Source organism: Synechococcus sp. N5, assembly GCF_900473925.1.
Lineage (GTDB): Bacteria > Cyanobacteriota > Cyanobacteriia > PCC-6307 > Cyanobiaceae > Parasynechococcus.
The window spans coordinates 387,882-401,980 of the sequence record NZ_UCNI01000006.1 but is presented as its reverse complement, the minus strand read 5'-3'; the positions used below and the strand labels follow the sequence as shown (position 1 = coordinate 401,980).

Annotated in this window: 18 protein-coding genes and 1 pseudogene; 11 read left to right on the top strand and 8 right to left on the bottom strand. The window is 64.7% G+C overall.

Annotation, left to right across the window (positions count from 1 at the left end):
• Positions 1–9: 9 nt before the first annotated feature.
• Genes DXY03_RS07480 through DXY03_RS07470 form a run of 3 tightly spaced genes read left to right on the top strand, consistent with a single transcriptional unit; the run spans position 10 to position 2,646 of the window.
• Positions 10–429, top strand: a complete 420-nt coding sequence (locus DXY03_RS07480) for a hypothetical protein (RefSeq protein WP_114987734.1) — start codon at positions 10–12, stop codon at positions 427–429.
• Complete coding sequence (gene ligA, locus DXY03_RS07475; protein WP_115009845.1) at positions 422–2,464, top strand: NAD-dependent DNA ligase LigA; 2,043 nt, start codon at positions 422–424, stop codon at positions 2,462–2,464. The genes DXY03_RS07480 and ligA overlap by 8 nt, the downstream gene beginning before the upstream one ends.
• A complete protein-coding gene (locus DXY03_RS07470; RefSeq protein WP_115009844.1) occupies positions 2,461–2,646 on the top strand; it encodes a hypothetical protein in 186 nt (61 codons plus the stop codon). The genes ligA and DXY03_RS07470 overlap by 4 nt, the downstream gene beginning before the upstream one ends.
• Here the strand turns inward: DXY03_RS07470 and DXY03_RS07465 are convergent.
• From DXY03_RS07465 to DXY03_RS07445, 5 genes are read right to left on the bottom strand one after another with little or no spacing between them, the layout of a single operon-like run.
• Positions 2,622–3,245, bottom strand: a complete 624-nt coding sequence (locus tag DXY03_RS07465) for a TVP38/TMEM64 family protein (protein ID WP_115009843.1) — start codon at positions 3,243–3,245, stop codon at positions 2,622–2,624. The genes DXY03_RS07470 and DXY03_RS07465 overlap by 25 nt on opposite strands.
• Before the next feature lie 34 nt (positions 3,246–3,279).
• On the bottom strand, positions 3,280–4,068 hold the full coding sequence (locus DXY03_RS07460; RefSeq protein WP_115009842.1) for an ABC transporter permease: 789 nt from the start codon (positions 4,066–4,068) through the stop codon (positions 3,280–3,282).
• The gene (locus DXY03_RS07455) at positions 4,068–4,865 is read right to left on the bottom strand and encodes an ABC-2 family transporter protein (RefSeq protein ID WP_115009841.1); all 798 of its coding nucleotides are present in this window, start codon (positions 4,863–4,865) and stop codon (positions 4,068–4,070) included. The genes DXY03_RS07460 and DXY03_RS07455 overlap by 1 nt, the downstream gene beginning before the upstream one ends.
• Positions 4,865–5,839, bottom strand: a complete 975-nt coding sequence (locus tag DXY03_RS07450; protein WP_115009840.1) for an ATP-binding cassette domain-containing protein — start codon at positions 5,837–5,839, stop codon at positions 4,865–4,867. Before DXY03_RS07450 ends, DXY03_RS07455 begins: the two co-directional genes overlap by 1 nt.
• 4 nt (positions 5,840–5,843) lie before the next feature.
• Complete coding sequence (locus tag DXY03_RS07445) at positions 5,844–8,588, bottom strand: valine--tRNA ligase (protein WP_115009986.1); 2,745 nt, start codon at positions 8,586–8,588, stop codon at positions 5,844–5,846.
• 35 nt (positions 8,589–8,623) lie between these two features.
• Here DXY03_RS07445 and DXY03_RS07440 point away from each other — a divergent pair.
• Positions 8,624–8,932, top strand: a pseudogene (locus DXY03_RS07440) (mechanosensitive ion channel protein); the annotation flags it as partial.
• On the opposite strand, the gene DXY03_RS07435 reads toward DXY03_RS07440, so the two are convergent.
• A complete protein-coding gene (locus DXY03_RS07435; RefSeq protein ID WP_114987741.1) occupies positions 8,912–9,535 on the bottom strand; it encodes a 2OG-Fe(II) oxygenase in 624 nt (207 codons plus the stop codon). The pseudogene DXY03_RS07440 and the gene DXY03_RS07435 overlap by 21 nt on opposite strands.
• Positions 9,532–9,984 carry a protein phosphatase gene (locus DXY03_RS07430; RefSeq protein WP_115009839.1) on the bottom strand — a complete coding sequence of 151 codons (453 nt, stop codon included), beginning with the start codon at positions 9,982–9,984 and terminating at the stop codon, positions 9,532–9,534. Before DXY03_RS07430 ends, DXY03_RS07435 begins: the two co-directional genes overlap by 4 nt.
• Positions 9,985–10,038: 54 nt before the next feature.
• Here DXY03_RS07430 and DXY03_RS07425 point away from each other — a divergent pair, with 54 nt between their 5' ends.
• The 6 genes from DXY03_RS07425 to DXY03_RS07400 are packed head-to-tail and all read left to right on the top strand — an operon-like array spanning position 10,039 to position 13,059.
• Positions 10,039–10,296, top strand: coding sequence for a hypothetical protein (locus DXY03_RS07425; protein ID WP_006852028.1), 258 nt, complete (start codon positions 10,039–10,041; stop codon positions 10,294–10,296).
• Between the two features lie 20 nt (positions 10,297–10,316).
• The gene (locus DXY03_RS07420) at positions 10,317–11,225 is read left to right on the top strand and encodes an oxidoreductase (protein WP_115009838.1); all 909 of its coding nucleotides are present in this window, start codon (positions 10,317–10,319) and stop codon (positions 11,223–11,225) included.
• 50 nt (positions 11,226–11,275) lie between these two features.
• Positions 11,276–11,686, top strand: a complete 411-nt coding sequence (locus tag DXY03_RS07415) for a transcriptional repressor (protein WP_115009837.1) — start codon at positions 11,276–11,278, stop codon at positions 11,684–11,686.
• The gene (locus tag DXY03_RS07410) at positions 11,683–12,420 is read left to right on the top strand and encodes an MBL fold metallo-hydrolase (RefSeq protein ID WP_115009836.1); all 738 of its coding nucleotides are present in this window, start codon (positions 11,683–11,685) and stop codon (positions 12,418–12,420) included. Before DXY03_RS07415 ends, DXY03_RS07410 begins: the two co-directional genes overlap by 4 nt.
• 38 nt (positions 12,421–12,458) lie before the next feature.
• Complete coding sequence (locus tag DXY03_RS07405; RefSeq protein ID WP_115009835.1) at positions 12,459–12,695, top strand: high light inducible protein; 237 nt, start codon at positions 12,459–12,461, stop codon at positions 12,693–12,695.
• A 58-nt stretch (positions 12,696–12,753) separates the two neighbouring features.
• A complete protein-coding gene (locus DXY03_RS07400) occupies positions 12,754–13,059 on the top strand; it encodes a TIGR03894 family protein (protein WP_115009834.1) in 306 nt (101 codons plus the stop codon).
• A 487-nt stretch (positions 13,060–13,546) separates the two neighbouring features.
• Here the strand turns inward: DXY03_RS07400 and DXY03_RS12290 are convergent, their stop codons facing one another.
• The gene (locus DXY03_RS12290; protein WP_170951434.1) at positions 13,547–13,699 is read right to left on the bottom strand and encodes a hypothetical protein; all 153 of its coding nucleotides are present in this window, start codon (positions 13,697–13,699) and stop codon (positions 13,547–13,549) included.
• 193 nt (positions 13,700–13,892) lie between these two features.
• Between DXY03_RS12290 and DXY03_RS12750 the strand changes: the two genes are divergently transcribed.
• Complete coding sequence (locus tag DXY03_RS12750; protein ID WP_256377242.1) at positions 13,893–14,027, top strand: hypothetical protein; 135 nt, start codon at positions 13,893–13,895, stop codon at positions 14,025–14,027.
• Positions 14,028–14,099: the final 72 nt, after the last annotated feature.

Below are 14,099 nucleotides of genomic sequence, written 5' to 3'. Positions count from 1 at the left end.
CAGCTGGTGATGGAACTGGGACTGGTGCGGGAGATCGGCAGCAAAGCTCTGCTGGCCGGGGGTCTCACCCTGCTGGGGTACTGGATCTACAACGCCGTGAAGCTGGTGCTCGACGCCCGCGGCATCAATCCCCTGATCAAGCAGTTCTTCACCCAGGTGGCTGCCGGCCGCATTGATGCCGCCTACCTGCTCACCACCAAGGCCTACCGCCAGCACGTGAGCCGCCAGCAGTTCATCCGCTTCCTGGCGGGCCTGAAGCTGAACAAGTTCCGCAATCTCAAGTCCGGCCGCCCCCGCGTGCAGGAAGGCAACTTGATCCTCACCGTGAAGCTGAAGTCCGAAGGCGACGAAGAGCTCCCCCTCGACTTCACCTTCACCAAGGTGGACGACAACTGGCGCATTGCCCGCATCAACCAGGTCAATGGCTGATCCGCACGAGCGGGCCGCGGAACTGCGGCAGCTGCTCAACCGTGCCGGCCACGCCTATTACGTTCTCGATGCGCCAGTGATGGAGGACGCGGTCTACGACCGCCTCTACCGCGAGCTGCTCGAACTAGAACAGAACGATCCGGGCCTGCAGCGGTCCGACAGCCCCACCCAGCGGGTGGGCGGAGCTCCCGCGGAGGGGTTCACCAGCGTTGAGCACCGCGTGGGCATGCTCAGCCTCGACAACGCCTTCAACCGCGACGACTTGCAGGCCTGGCACGAGCGGCTGCTCAAGGTGCTGGACCGTCCCAGCGACACCCGCCTGCCCCTGGTGGGGGAACTGAAAATTGACGGCAACGCCCTGGCCCTGAGCTACCGCAATGGGGTGCTGGAGCGGGCCGCCACCCGGGGCGATGGCAGCCGCGGTGAAGAGATCACCGCCAACGTGCGCACGATCAGTTCCATTCCGCTGCGGCTGCAGATCGAGAACCCACCGGAATGGGTGGAAGTGCGAGGGGAGGCCTTCATCCCTGATGCCACCTTCGCGGCGATCAATGCCGAACGGGAGCAACGGGGTGAAGCGCTGTTCGCCAATCCCCGCAACGCCTGCGCCGGAACCCTGCGCCAACTGGATCCGAAGGTGGTGGCCGCCCGCCGGCTCGACTTCTTCGCTTACACCCTGCACCTGCCGGGTGACGCCCAACCCCCCGGCCAATGGGCGGCTCTGGAGTGGCTAAAGACGGCCGGTTTCCGCGTGAACCCGAACCGGGAACGCTGCGAAGACCTGGCCGCCATCCAGCGCTTCTGCGACCACTGGGAGCAGGGACGTCATGACCTCCCCTATGCCACCGACGGCGTGGTGGTGAAGCTGGACGACCTGCAGCTGCAGGACGAAGCCGGCTTCACCCAGAAGGCCCCGCGCTGGGCCATCGCCCTCAAATACCCAGCCGAAGAAGCCCCCACCCGTCTGCTCCGCGTTGGTGCTCAGGTGGGCCGCACCGGTGCCATCACCCCCGTGGCTGAATTCGAAGCAGTCGCGCTGGCCGGCACCAGCGTCAGCCGCGCCACCCTCCACAACGCCGATCGAATCGCAGAACTGGATCTGCACCTGGGCGACACCATCGTGGTGCGCAAAGCCGGGGAGATCATTCCCGAAGTGGTGCGGGTGCTGCCGGAGCTCAGGCCCAGTGACGCCACCCCGGTGCAACTGCCGCAGCACTGCCCCGAATGTGGCTCCAACCTGGTGCGGGAGGGAGATGAAGCCGCCACCCGCTGCGTGAACAGCAGCTGCCCGGCGATCCTGCGGGGTGGCCTGCGGCACTGGGTGAGCAAGGGTGCCCTGGATGTGGATGGGCTCGGCAGCAAGTTGATCGAACAGCTGGTGGACCGCGGCCTGGTGGGCTCGCTGGCCGATCTCTACCGCTTGGATGCGGCCCTGCTCGCGAGCCTGGATCGGATGGGCGACAAGTCGGCCACCAACCTGGTGGAGGCCCTGGAGGCCTCCAAACAGCAGCCCTGGCATCGCCAGCTCTATGGCCTGGGCATCCGCCACATCGGCGAGGTCAACGCCAAAGCCCTCGCGGCCGCTTTCTTCAGCATCGACAGCCTGGCAGCAGCAGCGCTGGAGTCCCCGGAGCAGATCGCCGAACTGCATGGCATCGGCCCGGAAATCAGCGCCAGCCTGGGCCAATGGCTGCGCACCCCCGCCAACCAGCAGCTGCTGCAGGACTTGCGCAGCGTTGGGCTCTCCCTGGAGGCGAGTGCCTCCGAACAGGAGGCCGCCAGCCAAGCCGGAGCTGACGCCGACGGCGTGCTGCGGGGCAAAACCCTGGTACTCACGGGCACACTCCCCAACCTCAGCCGCAGCGAAGCCAAAGCGCTGATCGAAGTGGCCGGTGGCAAGGTGAGCGGCAGCGTCAGCAAGAAAACCGACTACCTGGTGGCGGGCGAAGCCGCCGGCAGCAAACTGACCAAAGCCGAGAGCCTCGGGGTGACGGTGCTCAGCGAAGCCGACCTCACCGCCCTGCTGCAGCCATGAGCCCATCCACACCTGCCCTGCACCGCTGGATCAAGACCGACTGCGGACGGGCCAAGTTGGCTGAGCTGCAGCAGCGCACCGGCCCAGCCAAGCGCGCACGCCTGGCCTGGTTCATCCTGATCGCTGCCCTGCGGGACTGGCGTCTGCCCAATCCCGATCAGAGCGACGTCTCCACATCCTGAAGCGCCCGCCGGGCCGCTCGGCTCACCAGCCAGACCACGGCCAGCGTGGCGAGCACCCCCACCAGCCGCAGCGCCCAGGTGCCGGCATCCGCCTCACCCCCCAGCACCTCACCGAAACGGGCCACATCGCCGGCCAGTGCCCCCAAACCGCAGAACAGCACCGTGCCAGGGAGGATGCCGATCAAACCGATGCTGTAATCCCGCAGGCTCACCTCACTGAGGCCGTAAGCCAGGTTGAGCAGCGAGAAGGGGAAGGCGGGCGAGAGGCGCGTCAGCAACACCAACTTCAGGCCCTCCTTGCTCACGGCCCGCTCCACCGCCTGCAACTTGGGGAGCTGCTCCAACCGGCGCCGGGCCCAGTCGCGCAGCACCGACCGCCCCAGCAGAAACACCACCACCGCCCCGAGACAGGCCCCAACAAACACCAGGCCACTGCCAAGCCAGGTGCCGTAGAGCACCCCGGCCAGCATCGACGCCCAAACCCCCGGCAGCAGCAGCGTCACCCAGAGGGCATAGAGCGGCATGAACAGCAGAGCCCCAGCTGGGGAGCGCAGCAGCTCCAACACATCCGGCAGCCAGTGCTGAACCAAGGAGATCAAGCGAAATCACCCACACATGGCGTGGAGCATTGCACTAACTCGATGCTGAGGTGTAGAAGCGCAGGGCAAAGAGCCAGAAGGCCCGCGCCGCCGCAAAGAACAGCACCGCAAGAGCCAAGCCCGCCAGCAGCATCGGTGCGGCGGCCTCACCCAACAACACCTGGGCCGGAACCGTGGTGAGAAAAGCCACCGGCAGCACCAGGGTGAACAGCAGGCGCAGGGCAGGCGGGTAGGCGTTGAGGGGATAACGTCCGGAGGCCAGCAGGGCCCGCAACACCTCAGTGGCATTCCAGGTTTTGACGAACCAGATGCTGGTGGCGGCGATCAGAAACCACAGCGAATAGAGGATCAAGCCACCGGCCAACAGCATCACCAGCACGGTGAACAGCGCAAACAGACTGAGCTCCACACCGGCCTGATGGCTGCCCCAGGCCAGCAGCCCAAGCCCCAGGCCGATCTCCGGCAGCCCCGCCGGCGAAAGCGTGCGCAGCGACAACCAGAACTGGCTGTCGATCGGTTTGAGCAGCACGAAATCCAGGGTGCCCTCGCGCACATGGGTAACGATCGCCCCGAGGTTCGGGCGCAACCAGGTGGTGGCCATGCCATCGAACACCGTGTAAAGCCCCTGCACCATCAGGGCCTGGGCCCAGCTCCAGCCCCCCAACGTCTGATCGGGGCCATAGAACAGCGAGAGCAGGAACAGGCTGCCGCTGAGGCTCATCGCCACCGCCAGCAACTCGATCAGCACGTTGGCCTGATACTCCAGCTGCACGGCCACGGCCATGCCCCAGAAGCGACGCAGGGTTCGCCAGTAGCGCCCCATCAGGTCCCCATGGCGCTGTATCGCCGCACGCCAGCCCGCCAGAGCAGCAGCACCAGCGGCAACAGCAGAGCGATCCAGACCAGTTGCGCCCCGAAGCCCGCCACCAGATCCACCGGTTGGCCCGCCAGCACCCGGGCTGGGAAATCGATCAAATACGGGAAGGGCGTCCACTGGGCCAGGGCCCGCACCGCCGGCGAAAAGGCCGTGAGCGGTGCCAGCAGACCGGACAGGAACAAGAAGGGAATGAACTGCAGACGCTCCAGGGCACTGGCCTTCTCACTCCAGAAGCAGAGGGCCGCAATCAGGCTCTGAAACAGAAAGGCGATGGCGAAGGCCATCCAGGTGGCCAGCCAGGCCAGCAGGAAGCCCCCCAACGACGGCAACCAGAAAACCTGGGGCCGCACCACAAAAAACACCGCCGCAATCAGGGCCGCAAAGGGCAGACGGGTGAGCTGCTCGCCGAGGTGGGCCGCCACATAACGCCAGAGCGGATGCAGCGGCTGCAGCAGGTAAGGAGACAGCCGGCCCAGCAGGGCGTCTTCCTCGAAGGCATAGACCACCCACACCACCGAGAACTGGCGCACCAGAAAGGCGCTGAGGAAATAGCGATCCAGGGCCACACCATCCAGCCCCAGCCCCGAGCGCGCGTCGCTGCCGCTCCAGACGCTGAGCATGATGAACGGCAGCACCCCGGACAAGGCCCAGAGCGCGATCTCGGCGCGGTACTCGAGCATGTGGGCGTACTGGGAGCCCAGCAACACCCGGATGATCCGCCGGTTCAGCCCGAAGATCCGCATCAGACACGCCCCTGCCGGAACAACCCACCGATCAGCTCTTCGATCGGTGGATCGGTCACATCCAGATCACGCACGGGGAAGCGATCCAGCAGTTGCGCTACCACGGCGGTGAGCTGATCGCGGGGAACCAGCAGCCGCACATCACAGCCCTCCAGCTGCTCCAAACGCCCCAACCCCGCCAAGTCATCGGCTGAAACGGGCGACTCCAACTCGAGCCGCACCTCCCGCTCCGGTGCCAATTGATCAGCCAGCGCTTCCAGGGGACCGTCGTGGAACAAGCGCCCCTGGTGGATCAACAGCACCCGGGGGCAGAGGGCCGTGATATCAGCCATGTAGTGGCTGGTGAGCAGCACCGTTGCCCCCGTGCGGCGGTTGTACTCGGCCAGGAATTGCCGCACCCGGGCCTGGGCATTCACATCCAGCCCCAGGGTCGGTTCATCGAGGAACAACACCTCCGGCTCGTGCAGCAGCGCCGCCAACAGTTCGGCCTTCATCCGCTGGCCCAGGGAAAGCTTGCGCACCGGCCGGGTGAGTTCCTCCCCCATCTCCAGCAGATCGGCCAGCTCCTTGATCCGCCGCCGGGCCACAGCATCAGGGATGCCGTAGACCGCTGCATTCACCCGCAGCGAATCCATCGGCGGCAGGTCCCAGAGCAGCTGCTGCTTCTGCCCCATCACCAGGGTGATCCGGCACAGAAACTCCGCCTGACGGCGCTGGGGCCGGTGCCCCGCCACCTGCACCTCGCCTGCGCTGGGGTGGATCAAGCCGCAGAGCATCTTCAAGGTGGTGGTTTTGCCGGCGCCGTTGGCACCGAGAAAGCCCACCATCTCCCCAGGTTCAATCCGGAAGGAAACGTCCTGCACCGCGGTGACGTCCCGGGTGCGGCGGCGAATGAAATGGCGCAGGGTGCCGGCCAAGCCGGGCTGCTTCTCGGCAACCCGGTAGATCTTGCTCAGCCCCTCAACCTGAATCACCGACTCAGCTCAGATCCGCCAGGCGCTTGCGCGCCAGATCGGCCTGGGCCTGCTTCTCATCGAGGTTGGCTTGGCATTCCGCCACTACCTCCGGCGGGGCTTTGTCGGCGAAGTTGGGGTTGCCCAACCGGCCCGCCAGGCCCTTGATCTCCTTCTCCGCCTTGGCGATGTCTTTCTCGAGGCGCCCTTTCAGTGCATCGAGATCGACAAGGCCTTCGATCGGCAGCAGCACCTGCAGCTCACCGCTCACCCCCGCCAGGGCCTTGGCCACCGGAGCCGCATCAGCCTCCGCCGGCGCCATCACCGCCACCGACTCGGCTCGCGTTAAAGCCATGATGTCGGCCGTGCCCTTGCTGAGCACAGCCGCCAGCTCACCGCGGCCGGTGACGAAGCGCACCGGTACCGGTTGCGAGGGCTTGAGGCCCGCCACCGCACGCAGGTTGCGCACCACACGGATGGCACCGATCAGCTCAGCGAACGAGGCTTCCAACGCATCATCCAAAGCACTTTCATCCAGCTCCGGCCAGGGCTGCAGGGCCAGGAAGGTGGTCTCCGGCTCGCCGGTGACGCTGTGCCAGAGCTCCTCGGTGAGGTGGGGCATCAGCGGATGCAGCATCAAGTGCATCTGACTGATCACCTTGGCCAGCACCTGCTTAGCCACCCGCTGATCGGCGAGGGCCTCGGCTGAGGGGTTCTCACCGGGGTTGAGCCGGCGCTTGCTCAGCTCCAGATACCAGTCGCAGACGTCGTTCCAAGCGAACTCGTAAAGCCCCTTGGCGGCTTCACCCAGGCCATAGCTGCTGTAGCGCTCGGCCGTCTCCCGGTTCACCCGGGCCAGGCGGGAGAGGATCCAGCGGTCCGCCAGCTGCAGGGCAGCGGGATCGGGGTCACCGAGTTGGGCCGGCGTTTCGCCGCCCAGGTTCATCAGGGCGAAGCGGGTGGCGTTCCAGAGCTTGTTGGCGAAGTTGCGCGACGCCTCCACCGTGGCGGAGGTGTCCTTCTTGCGGTCGTAGTCCAGACGAATGTCCTGACCGGCACCGGCCACTTCCCGCACCAGGGCGAAGCGCAGGGCATCGGTGCCGTAACGGTCGATCAGCAGCAGCGGATCGATGCCGTTGCCGGCGCTCTTGCTCATCTTGCGGTTCTGCTCGTCCCGCACCAGGCCGTGGATGTAGACGTCATGGAAGGGCATCTCGCCAGTAAAGGCGCCGGCCATCATCGTCATCCGGGCCACCCAGAAAAAGATGATGTCGAAGCCCGTCACCAGGGTGCTGGTGGGGTACCAGCACTGCAGGTCGGCGCTGTCAGCATCGGGCCAGCCCAGGGTGGAGAAGGGCCAGAGGCCGCTGGAGAACCAGGTGTCGAGCACATCTTCGTCCTGCTCGATCTCCGCCGCGGCGCCATACTCCGCCTTGGCCTTCTCCAGGGCTTCGGTTTCGTTGCGGGCCACCACGTAGGGCGTGGTGTCGGTGTACTTACCACCGGTCTCGCTGATCACGAACCAGGCGGGGATGCGATGGCCCCACCAGAGCTGGCGGCTGATGCACCAGTCGCGGATGTCCGTGAGCCAGTCGCGGTAAACCTTCTCCCAGCGCTCGGGGATGAAGCGGGGATCCTGCTTCTCGAGGGCCTCACGGCAGCGGGCCGCCAGGGGCTCGGTTTTGACAAACCACTGGGTGGAGAGCAGCGGCTCCACCGGCACCTTGCCGCGGTCGGAATAGGGAACGCTGTGGCGGTAGTCCTCCACCTTCACCAGCAGCCCCAGCTCCTCCAGGCCGGCCACCACAGCCTTGCGGGCCTCGAAGCGATCCAGCCCCTCGAACTGGCCGGCCTCCTTGTTCATCGTGCCGTTCTTGCGCATCACTGTGATCTGGGGCAGACCGTGGTGCTGGCCGATGGCGAAATCATTGGGGTCGTGGGCCGGCGTCACCTTGACGCAGCCAGTGCCGAAGTCCTTCTCCACGTGGTCATCGGCCACGATCGGAATCTCCCGCCCCACGAACGGCAGGGTGAGGGTCTGGCCCACCAGGTGGGCATAGCGCTCATCGGTGGGATTCACCGCCACCGCTGTATCGCCCAGCATCGTTTCGGGCCGGGTGGTGGCCACCTCCAGGTGGCCGTCGCCGCTGCTGAGCGGATAGCGGAAATGCCAGAGGTGGCCGTCCACCTCCTTCATCTCCACCTCCAGATCACTCACCGCCGAACCGGAGGCGGGACACCAGTTCACCAGGTATTCGCCGCGGTAGATCAGCCCCTGCTCGTGCAACCGCACGAAGGCCTCCTTCACCGCCTCACTCAGGCCCTCATCGAGGGTGAAGCGCTGGCGCTTCCAATCCACGGAATAGCCCAGGCGCCGCAGCTGACCCACGATCCGGCCACCGCTCTCTGCCTTCCACTGCCAGGCCCGCTCGAGGAACGCCTCACGGCCGAGGTCGTGGCGGGTCTTGCCCTCCTCTTTGAGCTGCTTCTCAAGGATCGTCTGCACCGCGATCGAGGCGTGATCGGTGCCGGGCAAGCAAAGAACGTTCTTTCCCGCCAGGCGCTGATAGCGCACGATCGTGTCAATCAGGGCCGTGTTGAAGGCGTGGCCCATGTGCAGGCTGCCGGTGACGTTCGGCGGAGGGATCACCACAGAGAACGGTTCACCGGGGGCCTTCGGGTCGGGATGGAACGCTCCCTGGTCCTCCCAGGCCTGCTGCCAGCGGGCCTCCGTGCCAGCCGGGTCGTAGGTCTTGGCCAGTTCGGGCACAGGAGGCGGGGAGTTCAGTCCAGCCATGGTCGCAAAAGGTGCTGCAGTACCCACCACCACAGGCGTTCACGGTGGATTTCGCCGACTCCTCGATCAACTACAAACTGCTGTTCTGGGTGCGCAATCCCCTGGAAGCTTTTGCAGTCGGCAGCGACCTCCGCCAGGCGATCTGGACGGCGTTCGACAAGAACGGCATCGGCATTCCCTTCCCCCAGCGCCAGGTGTATCCGATGGAATGGCCCCCCTCCAAGGAACAAACCCACCGGATCGGCAGCCCCACCAATCAGCTCCAGGCCGAAGCAGACAGCGATCCTGCCAACGACTCAGCTGGCGAGACGCCGTAGGTAGTCCTCCTGGCGTCCGGCGTTGATCCAACCGGTGGCGATCAACTTGCTGGCGCTCTCATTCACCCGTCCGCGGTGAATGTGGGACGGACCAGCCGGAAAGATCACCAACTTGCCCCGCTCCGCCGGTTCGTGGTGGTCCTGCCAATGGAACTCGGTGCCAGCCTCATCCACGTCGTTGCAATAAAGGATCCAGGCCAGCACCCGGTGCACCGGTTCGGTGGCCTCATCGCTGATGGTCCAATCGCAGTGCCATCGCTTGAACCCTTCCCCCGGGGCGTAGTGCTGGAGGTTGAAGATCGGATTCACAAACAGGCTCTGCTGCGGGCAGCACTGCCGGAACAACGGCCGCTCCTGCAGATAGCGCTCCAAGCCGGCCGTCACCCCCCGCAGGATCAGTTGCGAGAGGGCAAAGGATTCGGGTTCCGAGCGATCAATCGCCACCAGGCTGATGTCGGTGCTCTGTTTCGCCGGTTCCCCCTCACCCTCGGGCCCGAAGGCCACGCCAGGCCGCTGTAAGTCCACCCGGCGCTCGAAGAACTCACGCACCGCATCGGCCACCGAGGCGTAACCGGGATTGCTGTAGCGCCCGATCAGATTCATGCCGCGGCCTCCAAGCGAGGTATCGCCACCACAGCATCGAGCTGCTGCCAGCGCGACCGGTCAGCCACCACGTGGTCTTGCAACTGCACCTGTTCGATCACCGTGGCAGCGCGCTCAAGATCCAGGGGAACACCCGGGCCCATCGGCAACACCAGCACCTGCTGCTCAGCCGGATCGGCCATCACCTGAAGATCGAGGGCCTCCAGCTCCCGCTCAAAGAACACCCGCCGCATCCGGGTGGTGAGGCTTGGCCCAAGCGCCTCGACGAACCGGGCCATGCCGGCTTCATCCCCGGAGCTGCCGCAATTCAGCGACAACCAGATCAGCAGCTTCACCCAACTTTCCGCCGTCCACATGGGTTGGAAGCTCTCCCGGTGCTGCCGCACCAGCTCAGCGATTGAAAAATCAAACAGCGTGGCCTGCAGGCCAGTGGCATCAGCGGAATCCATGCTGTTCATCCTCTCCTGCGAAAGGTCAGACTGGGTCGACTGGCTATTCGCACCATGGCCCTGGACCTGAACGATCCCGAACTCGAGTTCTCCGATCTGGTCTACGCCTACCAGAGCTGGGTTATGGCGGTGATCAATGACGAAAAGCTGGACAGCGACGACAAGCTGCTCACCGACGACATCGCCGAGGACGCCCTCAACTCAATGCGCTTCCTGCCGGGCGAGGTAACCAACGCCATCGAAACCAGCCTGGCCCGCGTCTACGACGTGGACGCCGACGAACTGGCCGAGCTGCTCTTCCCTGAGGACTGAGCCCAGGCTCAGGTGAAGCGATGGGTTGGTCCGCGGCTGACATCCCGAACCAGCAGGGCCGTATAGCTCTGATCACTGGAGCCAACAGCGGCCTGGGCCTGGAAACCGCGCGCGCCTTGAAACGCTGCGGGGCCACCGTGGTGTTGGCGTGCCGCAGCCCCCGCAAAGCCGAGAGGGCCAAGCAGGAGTTGCTGCAGGAGCGCGATGGGGGAGCGGTGGATCTGGTGGGCCTGGATCTGGCGGACCTGACCAGCGTGCAAAAGGCAGCGGCCACCGTCGGGGAGCGCTACGGCTGCCTTGATCTACTGATCAACAATGCTGGCGTGATGGCACCGCCGCGCCGCACCACCGCCCAGGGGCATGAATTGCAGTTCGGCGTGAATCACCTGGGGCACATGGCCCTGACCCAGGCCCTGATGCCGCTCCTGCAGAACCGTCCCGATCCCCGCGTGGTGACGGTGACCTCCGGAGCGCAGTACTTCGGCAAGATCCGCTGGGACGACCCCAGCTGGAGCAAGGGCTATGACCGCTATGGCGCCTATGGCCAAAGCAAACTCGCCAACGTGATGTTCGCCCTTGAGCTGGATGCACGCCTGCGCGAGCAGGGCAGCCCCATCCGCTCTCTGGCCGCCCATCCCGGCATCGCGCGCACAGAACTGCAACCCACCGCGATCGCCAGCGTCGGCAACCGCTTCGAGGCTCTGGCCTACCGGCTGATCGATCCCTTGTTCCAAGGCGCCGGGATGGGTGCCCTACCCCAGTTGCATGCCGCCACCGCGGCGACGGCACAGGGTGGCGAGCACTACGGCCCTGAACAGTTCGGTGGATTGCGGGGTGCACCGGCGCTCTGCCGTGTGGCGCCCGCGGCGAATCAACCCGCCGAACGGCAGCGGCTCTGGAGCTTGAGCGAGCAGCTGATCGGTGGCTGAATCCCACGCTGTGATGTTGAGTGGCCGCTGGTTGGTCGCCCTTTGAAACCATGGCCACTCGCCGCCCTGCCACCCAGATCAATGCCCGCCAGAAGGTCTTGCTGGCGAACCTGCAGGCCTGTGGTGATGAGATGAGCGGTCAGCAGCTGCACCGCAGCCTGGAGCCCGAACAGGCCATGGGCCTGGCCACGGTGTACCGGAATCTGCGCCAGCTGCAGCAACGGGGCCTGGTGCGCTGCCGCCACCTGCCCAATGGCGAGGCGCTCTATGCGCCGCTGGAACGGGATCGCCACCACCTCACCTGCGTCGATTGCGGCAAGACCCAGGCGCTCGACCACTGCCCGATTCACGACCTGGAGGTGCCCGAAGACGGTCGCAAAGGCTTCGATCTCCTGTTTCACACGCTTGAATTCTTTGGTCTCTGCAGCGACTGCCGCGAGCGGCAGCAAAGACCGTCATGACCCTGGCCGCCACGTACTACGGAGCCAATGGCTGGTTGCTCGAATTCGATGATCTCCGCGTTCTGGTGGATCCCTGGTTGCGCGGCAGCCTGAGCTTCCCCCCCGGGGAGTGGCTGCTCAAAGGGGAACTGCCCTGCGAGCGCAAGGTGCCCGAGAAGCTGAACCTGCTGTTGCTCACCCAGGGGCTTGCAGACCACGCCCATCCGGACACCTTGGCGCTTCTCCCCAAGGACCTGCCCGTCATTGGATCGGCGGCGGCTGCACGGGTGGTGGAACGCCTGGGATTCACCAGCGTGAAAGCCCTCTCCCCCGGAGAGAGCACCAACCACCAGGGCCTGCGGGTGCGCGCCAGCGCCGGTGCACCGGTGCCGATGGTGGAAAACGGTTATCTGCTCGAACATCCGGCCGGGTCGCTCTATCTCGAACCCCACGGTTTTCTCGATCCAGCCCTGGAGCCACAGCCACTGGATGCCGTGATCACGCCGATGGTGGATCTGGGGCTGCCGGCGCTTGGAGCGTTCGTTAAAGGCTGCTCCGTGGTGCCGCAACTGGTGGAACGCTTCCAACCCACCACGGTGCTCGCCAGCACCTCCGGCGGCGACGTGCGCTTTGGCGGCGCCTTGAGTCGGGCCCTGCAAATGAAAGGATCCGTAGCCAACACTGGAGCCCAGCTGCCGGCCAGCAGCTCCTGGACCGATCCAACACCGGGGGAACGACTGCTGCTGAAAAACTGATTTTTCAGATTAAGCTTTGTAACAACAGCTTGAGTTCGATGAAATCCACACAAGCCAGCGATTCCTGGTTCCAAGGCGTCGCTGCCCGCGACATCCACATGGAGCAGCTCAAAAAGGCCGAACGCTTCAACGGCCGTGCCGCCATGGTCGGCATCGTGATCGGAATCATCACCGAGGGGCTCACCGGTGCCGGCATCGTTCACCAGATCGGGCTGGGCCCCCTGGTGGATGGCTATGCCGCCTGCCGCACCCAATTCCTGCCCTTCTGCTTCTGATTCGGAAGGGGGACCACCCCCCCGATGACGAGAATGGTGCGATTCACGTTCGAAACGAATGGCTGCTGACAAGGAACTGCTGAAGGAAGTGGCCCTGGAGCTGTGGAACACCACCAAAAAGCTTCGTCCCGGCCTGCCCAAAGCGCCTCGCGCCCAGCTGGTCTTAAAAGCCCTGCTCACCATCGGTGACATGAGTGATCAGCTGGAAGCCGCCATGGTGCTTGGAGTGATTGAGGCGCAGGAACCCGACGATGAGCCCGGGCAGGGAGAAGCCGCCGGCGAAGACAAGACGGTGTCTGAAACCGATGCCAAGACCGAGCGGGAGACCCCAAGGGTTGTGCGCAAGCGCTCCAGCAGCCGCTGATCAAGACTTCCAAAGACAACAAGCCACCCATCCCGCTCCCTGCCTGGGGATGGGTCAAGCTTTTGGAAGCGCTTCGGCGAGATGGCTTAACGCTGCAGAGCAACCACAGCCACAGCAGCAGCAAGGGCAACGATTCCAGCCATCCAGATGCTGCCTTGGCGTTCCAATAACCACGCAGCGTTGCGAGAGATCGACAACCTGCCAGTTGCCAACAGCGCAGTGAACCCCACGAGCAGAACCACGGGAACCACAAGCGCAAAGACCAACTGCATCACAAAGTGCCTTTGAGGCCTACCTTCCAATGATGATGTGGTGGCGAAGCGAGCTACGTCTCTACGTCCGCACCACAGCCTGAATCTTGACTCTGTTGATCGTCACGGCCGGTTTCATTGGTCTGCTTTGGCTCACGCAAAGCCTGATCAGACGTGGCATGGATGACGGCAGCAACAGCTGAAGCGTCTTCATTCCGCTGATGTGACGAACCTCGTCAGCGATGCCTGGGCTCCCCTGGGGCCTGCTCGGCTTCCGCCTTCAGGAAACGGCGATGCTGAGATGAGGCATAGCCGCTGAGGTCAATTCTGCTGGCATTGCTGCCAGCCTTTCGCCACTCCCTCGGGGGAGTGCTGGATCTTCTGTTCATGGAATCGAGTTATCGGTTCTCGCGCAGTGGGCCTTCAATCAGGCTCTTTGGCGTCGCCCCACCTTTGCACACCCAACCGTCCGACGCACCCAGCGGATGAGTAATTGCAGCTACGGCGAGCCATTCGAATCGGACCGATACTCCGCCCAATGGCAAACGGCTTGTGACTCCTGAAGAGCAGTACGTGCAATGCATGGACGCTGCCTACGCCGCTGCTGACAAGGAGACCTGCCTGAAAATGATGCGAAGGGCAGAAGGCGTCCTGCGCGGTGAATTCAGCGCCCAGCCAACAGGCGATGGCCCTGGAGAGCGAGCGTTGGCGAACTGAAGCAAAAACCAACGAAACCCAGTGCAGCACTGCGTTTTGAGATGGGCGATACTGGGATCGAACTAGTGACAA

Coding starts and splice junctions, on each gene's coding strand:
- DXY03_RS07400 (WP_115009834.1), top strand. CDS start 12,754: ATGGCTGCTGACAAGGAACTGCTGAAGGAAGTGGCCCTGGAGCTGTGG.
- DXY03_RS12750 (WP_256377242.1), top strand. CDS start 13,893: ATGGACGCTGCCTACGCCGCTGCTGACAAGGAGACCTGCCTGAAAATG.
- DXY03_RS07455 (WP_115009841.1), bottom strand. CDS start 4,865: ATGCGGATCTTCGGGCTGAACCGGCGGATCATCCGGGTGTTGCTGGGC.
- DXY03_RS07480 (WP_114987734.1), top strand. CDS start 10: ATGGAACTGGGACTGGTGCGGGAGATCGGCAGCAAAGCTCTGCTGGCC.
- DXY03_RS07420 (WP_115009838.1), top strand. CDS start 10,317: ATGGGTTGGTCCGCGGCTGACATCCCGAACCAGCAGGGCCGTATAGCT.
- DXY03_RS07405 (WP_115009835.1), top strand. CDS start 12,459: ATGAAATCCACACAAGCCAGCGATTCCTGGTTCCAAGGCGTCGCTGCC.
- DXY03_RS07425 (WP_006852028.1), top strand. CDS start 10,039: ATGGCCCTGGACCTGAACGATCCCGAACTCGAGTTCTCCGATCTGGTC.
- DXY03_RS12290 (WP_170951434.1), bottom strand. CDS start 13,699: ATGAACAGAAGATCCAGCACTCCCCCGAGGGAGTGGCGAAAGGCTGGC.
- DXY03_RS07470 (WP_115009844.1), top strand. CDS start 2,461: ATGAGCCCATCCACACCTGCCCTGCACCGCTGGATCAAGACCGACTGC.
- DXY03_RS07435 (WP_114987741.1), bottom strand. CDS start 9,535: ATGAATCTGATCGGGCGCTACAGCAATCCCGGTTACGCCTCGGTGGCC.
- DXY03_RS07460 (WP_115009842.1), bottom strand. CDS start 4,068: ATGGGGCGCTACTGGCGAACCCTGCGTCGCTTCTGGGGCATGGCCGTG.
- DXY03_RS07415 (WP_115009837.1), top strand. CDS start 11,276: ATGGCCACTCGCCGCCCTGCCACCCAGATCAATGCCCGCCAGAAGGTC.
- ligA (WP_115009845.1), top strand. CDS start 422: ATGGCTGATCCGCACGAGCGGGCCGCGGAACTGCGGCAGCTGCTCAAC.
- DXY03_RS07430 (WP_115009839.1), bottom strand. CDS start 9,984: ATGGATTCCGCTGATGCCACTGGCCTGCAGGCCACGCTGTTTGATTTT.
- DXY03_RS07410 (WP_115009836.1), top strand. CDS start 11,683: ATGACCCTGGCCGCCACGTACTACGGAGCCAATGGCTGGTTGCTCGAA.